The organism is Nocardioides sp. (assembly GCF_036401255.1).
In the GTDB taxonomy this organism is placed as follows: domain Bacteria; phylum Actinomycetota; class Actinomycetes; order Propionibacteriales; family Nocardioidaceae; genus Nocardioides.
The window spans coordinates 1-7487 of record NZ_DASWVI010000306.1 but is presented as its reverse complement, the minus strand read 5'-3'; the positions used below and the strand labels follow the sequence as shown (position 1 = coordinate 7487).

Genomic DNA, 7487 nt, shown 5'->3' with positions numbered 1-7487 from the left:
GGCGCACGAACCCCGCACTCGAGGTGCACGAACCCCACACTCACGGTCAGGTGGAGAGGAGGCGCAGCACGGCAGCGCGTCCGGCGGCGGGGTCGCCCGCACCCAGGACCGCCTCGGCAGCTGCCTCGCAGGTCTGGAAGCTGACCTTGGCCAGCTGCGCGCCGACGGGGCGTACGGCGCGCGCGGCCATCGAGAGCGACGAGATGCCCATGCCGATGAGCGCCGTCGCCAGGAGCGGGTCGGCCGCGGCCTCGCCGCAGATGCCGACCGGCTTGCCCGCCTCACGGCCGGCGTGCGCGGTGATCGCGATGAGCTGCAGCACAGCCGGCTGCCAGGGGTCGGTGAGGTGGGCGAGGTCGGTGGCCATCCGGTCGGCCGCCATCGCGTACTGGGTGAGGTCGTTGGTGCCGATCGAGAGGAAGTCGACGACCTCGAGGATCCGGTGGGCCAGCAGCGCCGCGCTCGGCACCTCGATCATCACGCCGGCCTTGAGCCCCAGCGCCCGGACCTTCGTGGCGAACTCCTCGGCCTCCGCGACCGTGGCCACCATCGGCGCCATCACCCAGGCCTCGGTGCCGGTGGTCGCGGCGGCCTTGGCGATGCCCTCCAGCTGCCGGTCGAGGAGGCCGGGGTTGTCGAAGGAGAGCCGCAGCCCGCGCACCCCCAGGGCGGGGTTCTCCTCGCCGGTGTGGGTCGCGAACGCGACCGGCTTGTCGGACCCGGCGTCGAGCGTGCGGACCACGACGTACCGGTCCTCGCCGAAGGCGCCGAGCACCTCGCCGTAGATGTTCGCCTGCTCCTCGACGGTCGGCTCGTCCTGGCGGTTGAGGAAGCACAGCTCGGTGCGGAACAGCCCGACCCCCTGGACGGGTGCGCTGCTCGCGGCGCGGGCGGACTCGCCGTCGGCGACGTTGGCGAGGATCTTCACCGGTGCGCCGTCGGCGGTCTGGCCGGGCCCGGTCCAGGACGCGAGCGCGGCCCGCTGGGCGGCGTCCGCCGCGACCCGCTCCTGGGCGCTCGTCGGGTCGGGGTCGAGCTCGACGGTGCCGGCGACGCCGTCGACGAGCAGCGGGGTGCCGGCGGGGATCGCCATCGCGCCGTGGACGCCGACCACGCAGGGGATGCCGAGCTGGCGGGCGATGATCGCGGTGTGGCTGGTGGGGCCGCCGCGCTCGGTGACGAGGCCGAGCACGACCGCCGGGTCGAGACCGGCGGTGTCGGACGGGGCGAGGTCCTCGGCGACCAGGACCGAGGGCGTGTCGGGCACCACCACGCCCGGCTCGGGCTCGCCGACCAGCTGGGCGACGACCCGGCGCTCGATGTCGCGCAGGTCGGTGACCCGCTCGGCCATGAGCCCGCCCATGCCGGTGAACACGGTCACGAACTGCTCGACCCCCGCGTGCACCGCGTCCAGCAGCCCGGCGCCGGCGGCGACGTGCTTGCGCACCGCGCTGCGCAGACCCTTGTCGCGGGCCAGTCCGGCGCTGGCGGTGAGCACCTCGGCGGCCGCTCCGGACGCGCGCTCGGCCTTGTGGGCGAAGCCCGCCGACACCGCCTGGGCGGCGGCCTCGTACGCCGCGACGGCGGCCTCGGCATCGGCGAACTCGGGTCGGTAGGCAGCGATAGCCTCCGGTGAGACCTCGGACCGCACGAGCACGGCGGGCCCGTGGGCCAGGGCCGGCACCACCGGGGTGCCGCGCAGCGGGGAACGGACCTCAGGGCTCGTGACCATGGTCACCAGTAAACGACCGCGACCCTTGACAGTCAACACGTTCGGGCGTAAAACCACAGATACGAAGATCGGGAGGAGTGTCATCGCAATGTACGCCGAAGAGCGCCAGCAGGCCATGGCCCAGCTGGTCGCGGAGCATGGCCGCCTCTCGGTGGCGGCCATCGCCGAGCAGTTCGACGTGACCACCGAGACCGTGCGCCGCGACCTCTCGACCCTCGAGCGGATGGGCCTGGTCCGCCGCGTCCACGGCGGTGCCGTGCCGGCGAGCTCGCTGGCCGTGATCGAGTCCGGCCTCGGCGAGCGGGACCAGGCCAACACCACCCAGAAGGAGCAGATCGCGAAGGCGGCGCTCGAGCAGCTGCCCCCTCCCGGCGGCACCGTGCTCCTCGACGCCGGCACCACCACCAGCCGGCTGGCGGTCATGCTCCCCCGCGACCACCGGCTGACCGTGATCACCCACGCGGTCCCCGTCGCGGCCCGCCTGGCCGGCCTGCCGCAGATCGACCTCCACCTGCTCCCCGGCCGGGTCCGCTCGACCACCCAGGCCGCCGTCGGCGCCGACACCGTGACGGCCGTCAACCGGCTCCGCGTCGACGTCGCGTTCCTCGGCACCAACGGCATCTCCGTCGAGCACGGGCTCTCCACCCCCGACCACGACGAGGCCGCCGTCAAGCGGGCGATCGTCGGCGCCGCACGCCACGTCGTCTGCCTCACCGACTCCAGCAAGGTCGGCACCGACGCCGCGATCCGCTTCGCCGCGCTCTCCGAGGTCGACGTGCTGGTCACCGACGACCACCTGCCGGTCGGCGACCGCGCGGCCTTCGAGGTCGCGGGGCTCGAGGTCGTGACCGCATGATCTTGACCCTGACCGCCAACCCGAGCGTCGATCGCACCGTCGCGCTCGCCGGGCGCCTCAAGCGGGGCAAGGTGATCCGCGCGGACTCGGTGATCTCCCAGGCGGGCGGCAAGGGCGTCAACATCGCCCGGGCCTGCATCGCCGCCGGGGTGCCCGCGATCGCCGTCCTGCCCGCCGCCAAGGACGACCCGTTCGTCCTCGAGCTGCTCTCGGCCGGCATCGACTGCCGCCCGGTCCACCACGACGGCGCGCTGCGGGTCAACATCACGATCACCGAGCCCGACGGCACCACCACCAAGCTCAACAGCCCGGGCCCCGAGCTCACCGAGGCGGTGCGCCGCGACCTCGCGGAGGCGCTGCGGCGCCGAGCGGAGGCCGCGGACTGGGTCGTGCTCGCCGGCTCGCTGCCGCCGGGCACGCCGCCGGAGTGGTACGCCGAGCTCGTGGTGCTGCTCCGCGCGAGCGGTGCCCGGGTCGCGGTCGACACCAGCGACGCCCCGCTGCGCGCGCTCGTCGAGCGGCTGCCGGCCTCCGCCCCGCACCTGATGAAGCCCAACGGCGAGGAGCTCGCGTCGTTCACCGGCGACGACCCGGAGCTGCTCGAGGCCGACCCGCACGCCGCGGCGAAGGCCGCCCGGACGCTGGTGGAGTCCGGCGTCGAGAGCGTGCTCGCCACGCTCGGTGCCCGCGGCGCGGTCCTGGTCAACGCCGACGGCGCGTGGCACGCCTCGCCCCCGCCGACCACCGTGGTCAGCACGGTCGGCGCGGGTGACTCGAGCCTCTTCGGGTATCTACTGGGAGACCTCCGGGGCCACCGCCCGGAGGATCGGCTCGCCCTTGCGGTGGCCTACGGCAGCGCTGCCGCAGGACTTCCCGGCACGACCATGCCTCATCCCCAGCAGGTCCGCCCCGATCTCGTCTCGGTGCGGGACCTGGACCTCCGCGAAGGGTGACCCGATGTCCGACCTCATCAGCGCCGAGCTAGTCCGCCTGGACGCCGACCTCGGCGCCGACAAGCACGCCGTGATCCGCTCCCTGGCCCGCATCGTCGGCGACGCCGGTCGGGCCACCGACGTCGACCAGCTCGTCGAGGACGCGTTCGCCCGCGAGGCGACGTCCGCGACCGGGCTGCCCGGCGGGATCGCGATCCCCCACTGCCGCACCGCCGGCGTCGCGGAGCCGGTGCTGGCGTTCGCCCGTCTGGAGCCGACGGTCGACTTCGGCGCCAAGGACGGCCCCGCCGACCTGGTGTTCCTCATCAGCGCCCCCGCGGGCGGCGACAACACCCACCTCCAGCTGCTCACCAAGCTCGCCCGAGCCCTGGTGAAGCCCGCGTTCACCGACGCCCTGCGCGGCGCGACGACTCCCGAGGAGGTCGCGGAGATCGTGGGCGACATCGTCGGGACCCCACCGGCGGCCGCACCCGCACCGGCCCCGACGACTCCCGCACCCGCCGCGCCGGCCCCCGCCGTACGCCGGCTGGTCGCGGTCACCGCGTGCCCGACCGGCATCGCACACACCTACATGGCCGCGGAGGCGCTCGAGGCCGCCGCGTCCCGGGCGGGTGTCGAGATCCGCGTCGAGACCCAGGGGTCCGCCGGCGCGAAGCCGCTCGAGCCGGCGACGATCGCCGCCGCCGACGCCGTGATCTTCGCGGTCGACGTCGGGGTGCGCGACCGGCACCGGTTCGCCGGCAAACCGCTGGTCTCGTCGGGGGTCAAGCGCCCCTTCGACGAGGCCGACGCGATGATCGCCGAGGCGCTGCGCTACGCCGACGACCCGAACGCCCCGCGCGTGGAGGGCAGCGCCGGTGGCGGCGGTGCCGCCGCACCGTCGACCGGCGGCGAGAGCTGGGCCGGGCGCACCCGGCGGGTGTTGATGACCGGCGTGTCGTACATGATCCCGTTCGTCGCCGCCGGCGGGTTGCTGATCGCGCTGTCGTTCCTGCTCGGCGGCTACGAGATCGCCAACGACAACAACTACGGCCGGATCGCCGTGGACAACACCCTGTTCGACCTGCCCGATCCGGACGCGCTCGGCCTCGAGCACGCGCTGCTCGGATCCGGACTGGCGGCGTACGTCGGCGCGCTGTTCTTCATCATCGGCAAGACCGCGTTCGCGCTGTTCATCCCGGCGCTGGCCGGCTACATCGCCTACGCGATCGCCGACCGGCCGGGCATCGCGCCCGGCTTCGTGATGGGTGGCCTCGCCGCCAACCTCTTCAACGTCGCCAACTCCGCCGACAACCCGACGTCGATCCCGGCGACCGGGTTCCTCGGCGCGATCATCGGCGGTGTCCTCGCGGGCCTGATCGCGCACTGGGTGGGTGGCTGGCGCGTGCCGGCCTGGATGCGCGGGCTGATGCCGGTGCTGGTCATCCCGCTGTTCACCTCGATCGTGGCCGGGCTGCTGATGATCGTGGTCTTCGGCAAGCCGATCGGCTGGCTGATGGACCAGCTCAACGACGGCCTGAACTCGCTGAGCGGCAGCAGCGCCGTGGTGCTCGGCGCCATCCTCGGGCTGATGATGGCCTTCGACATGGGCGGCCCGCTCAACAAGGTCGCCTACAGCTTCGCGGCGGCCGGCGTGGGCGGCGCGGCCCTGGCCAGCGACGCCCCGGAGCTCAAGATCATGGCCGCCGTCATGCTCGCCGGCATGGTTCCCCCGCTCGCGCTCGCGCTGGCCACCGTCGTCCGCCCGGGCCTGTTCAACCAGGCCGAGCGCGAGAACGGCAAGGCCGCCTGGGCGCTCGGCGCCAGCTTCATCACCGAGGGGGCGATCCCGTTCGCGGCAGCCGACCCGCTGCGGGTGATCCCCGCGATCATGTTCGGCAGCGCGGTCACCGGCGGCGTCTCGATGGCGCTCGACGTCGGTGTGCGCGCCCCGCACGGCGGCATCTTCGTGCTGTTCGCCGTCAGCAACATCCTGGGCTACCTGATCGCGCTGGTGGCCGGCACCCTCGCCGGCACCGCCGCCGTCGTCGCCTTGAAGTCCCTCGGCAACCCCGACCCCGACCTGACCACCGTCTGACCCCCACCGCCCAACCAAGGAGAACACCTATGCCCACCAAGTCCGTCGTCGTCGGCTCCTCCGTCGGCCTGCACGCCCGCCCCGCCCAGCTGATCGCGCAGGCGGCCGAGGAGCTCGACGTCGAGGTGCTGATCGGCATCCCCGGCGGCGACCCGGTGGACGCCAGCTCCTCGTTGATGATCATGACCCTCGGCGCCGGCCCGGGCGACACCGTCGAGGTGTCGAGCGACGACGAGTCGGCGCTCGAGACGATCGCCGCGATGGTCGAGAAGGACCTCGACGCCTGACTCCCGGCGTGCGTCAGCCCCGCTCGCGCAGCGTCAGGTACACCGCGCGCATGCCGACCGCCCGTTCCAGCTCGCGGGTCACGCCGGAGAAGAACTGCGCCCGGTAGGTCTCGTCGGTGACGGTCGAGACCGTGAGGTAGAGCCCGGAGAACGCGGCGAGGAACACCGAGACCTGCACCAGCGCCCGCGACTCCCGGAACCCCTCCCCGGCACCCCACGCGTCGACGACCGGGTCGGTCATGATCAGCGTGCCGAACAGCACCAGGAACGCGAAGACCGCCACCGAGAGCAGCAGCACCTGCACGACCTGGACCACCAGCAGCACCAGGATCAGGTTCCACCGCTCGTAGCCGGTGACCTCGCCGTGCGCCGCGGGATCGGCGCCCGGGTCCGCGACGAGGTCGCGGCAGGGCTGCTCGAGCGGCGTACCGGCGCAGGCGCGGAGCAGCAGCGCGTCGTCGACGGCGTCGTCGGCGCGGTCGACCTCCTCGGGGAGCCGCACGAGCAGGAACGCGACCGCGAGCAGCGCGAACAGCAGCACGACCAGCCACAGCGACCCGACGGAGAGGTTGCCGCCGACCTGCCACATCTCGGTGTTGATGAACAGGAACGTGATCGCGAGCAGCAGCAGCGGGAGCGCCCGCGTCGTCATCGGCAGCAGGCGGCGCAGGCCGCCGAACGTGCGCTTGAGGCCCCACCCGACGATCGCGGTGGCGTGCAGGGCGGTCAGCGCGTACCACGCGGCGGCGACCAGCCCCAGCGACACCAGGGTCGCCGGCGCCGCGCTGAACTGACCCGACACCCACGCGAGGGTGGCGCCGGCAGCGGCCGCGAGCAGCGCGACGAGCAGGAGCAGCGGGAGCGTACGCCGCAGCCGCAGCGCGCTGCGGACGTCGGCCCGGCGCTCCGGCACGAAGTAGGTCAGCCCGTGCTCGAGGAACCAGGCGTCCGCTGCGGCGATCGCGTCACCGGGCGCGGGCGAGCTCACGTGAGCAGCTCGCGGGCGCGGTCGACGTCATCGGTCATCTGCGCGATCAGCTTGTCGACCGACTCGAACGCGACCATGCCGCGCAGCCGCTCGACGAAGCTGACCTCGACCTCGACGCCGTAGAGGTCGAGGTCGGTGCGGTCGAGCACGTAGCTCTCCACCCTCCGGTCGCGGACGCCGTCGAAGGTGGGGTTGGTGCCGACGCTGATCGCCGCCGGGTAGGTCTCCCCGGTGTCGAGCCGGCGCAGCGTGCCCGCGTAGACCCCGTCCGGCGGCACCGCGGTCAGCCCGCCGGTCGGGACGTTGGCCGTGGGGAACCCGAGCTCGCGGCCACGCTGGTCGCCGCGGACCACCACGCCGCGCACGGCGTACGGCCGGCCCAGCGCCTCCGCGGCGCCGGCGACGTCCCCAGTGGCCAGGCAGGTGCGCACGTACGTCGACGACCAGACCTGGGGGCCGCCGTCGAGCGCGATCCCCTCGGCGACGAAGCCACGGGACTCCCCCGCCTCGCGGAGGGTGGCGACATCACCGGAGGCGCGGTGCCCGAACCGGAAGTTGGCGCCGACCACGACCGCGCGCGCGTGCAGTGCCTCG

General features: G+C 73.7%; 7 protein-coding genes. 4 read left to right on the top strand and 3 right to left on the bottom strand.

Annotation, left to right across the window (positions count from 1 at the left end):
* Positions 1–46: 46 nt before the first annotated feature.
* Positions 47–1732, bottom strand: a complete 1686-nt coding sequence (gene ptsP, locus VGD85_RS14425) for a phosphoenolpyruvate--protein phosphotransferase (protein WP_331064135.1) — start codon at positions 1730–1732, stop codon at positions 47–49.
* A gap of 88 nt (positions 1733–1820) precedes the next feature.
* On the opposite strand from ptsP, the gene VGD85_RS14420 reads away from it, so the two are divergent.
* Genes VGD85_RS14420 through VGD85_RS14405 form a run of 4 tightly spaced genes read left to right on the top strand, consistent with a single transcriptional unit; the run spans position 1821 to position 5905 of the window.
* Positions 1821–2588 carry a DeoR/GlpR family DNA-binding transcription regulator gene (locus VGD85_RS14420; protein ID WP_331064134.1) on the top strand — a complete coding sequence of 256 codons (768 nt, stop codon included), beginning with the start codon at positions 1821–1823 and terminating at the stop codon, positions 2586–2588.
* Positions 2585–3541, top strand: a complete 957-nt coding sequence (pfkB, locus tag VGD85_RS14415; protein ID WP_331064133.1) for a 1-phosphofructokinase — start codon at positions 2585–2587, stop codon at positions 3539–3541. The genes VGD85_RS14420 and pfkB overlap by 4 nt, the downstream gene beginning before the upstream one ends.
* 4 nt (positions 3542–3545) lie before the next feature.
* Complete coding sequence (locus VGD85_RS14410) at positions 3546–5618, top strand: fructose-specific PTS transporter subunit EIIC (RefSeq protein ID WP_331064132.1); 2073 nt, start codon at positions 3546–3548, stop codon at positions 5616–5618.
* A gap of 29 nt (positions 5619–5647) precedes the next feature.
* Positions 5648–5905 (top strand): HPr family phosphocarrier protein, encoded by a 258-nt coding sequence (locus VGD85_RS14405; RefSeq protein WP_331064131.1) that lies wholly within the window; start codon positions 5648–5650, stop codon positions 5903–5905.
* Between the two features lie 13 nt (positions 5906–5918).
* Here the strand turns inward: VGD85_RS14405 and VGD85_RS14400 are convergent, their stop codons facing one another.
* Positions 5919–6893 carry a hypothetical protein gene (locus tag VGD85_RS14400; RefSeq protein ID WP_331064130.1) on the bottom strand — a complete coding sequence of 325 codons (975 nt, stop codon included), beginning with the start codon at positions 6891–6893 and terminating at the stop codon, positions 5919–5921.
* The coding region (locus VGD85_RS14395) for a riboflavin kinase (protein ID WP_331064129.1) at positions 6890–7487 on the bottom strand (598 nt) is incomplete at its 5' end. The genes VGD85_RS14395 and VGD85_RS14400, both read right to left, overlap by 4 nt.

Coding starts and splice junctions, on each gene's coding strand:
- ptsP (WP_331064135.1), bottom strand. CDS start 1,732: ATGGTCACGAGCCCTGAGGTCCGTTCCCCGCTGCGCGGCACCCCGGTG.
- VGD85_RS14420 (WP_331064134.1), top strand. CDS start 1,821: ATGTACGCCGAAGAGCGCCAGCAGGCCATGGCCCAGCTGGTCGCGGAG.
- pfkB (WP_331064133.1), top strand. CDS start 2,585: ATGATCTTGACCCTGACCGCCAACCCGAGCGTCGATCGCACCGTCGCG.
- VGD85_RS14410 (WP_331064132.1), top strand. CDS start 3,546: ATGTCCGACCTCATCAGCGCCGAGCTAGTCCGCCTGGACGCCGACCTC.
- VGD85_RS14405 (WP_331064131.1), top strand. CDS start 5,648: ATGCCCACCAAGTCCGTCGTCGTCGGCTCCTCCGTCGGCCTGCACGCC.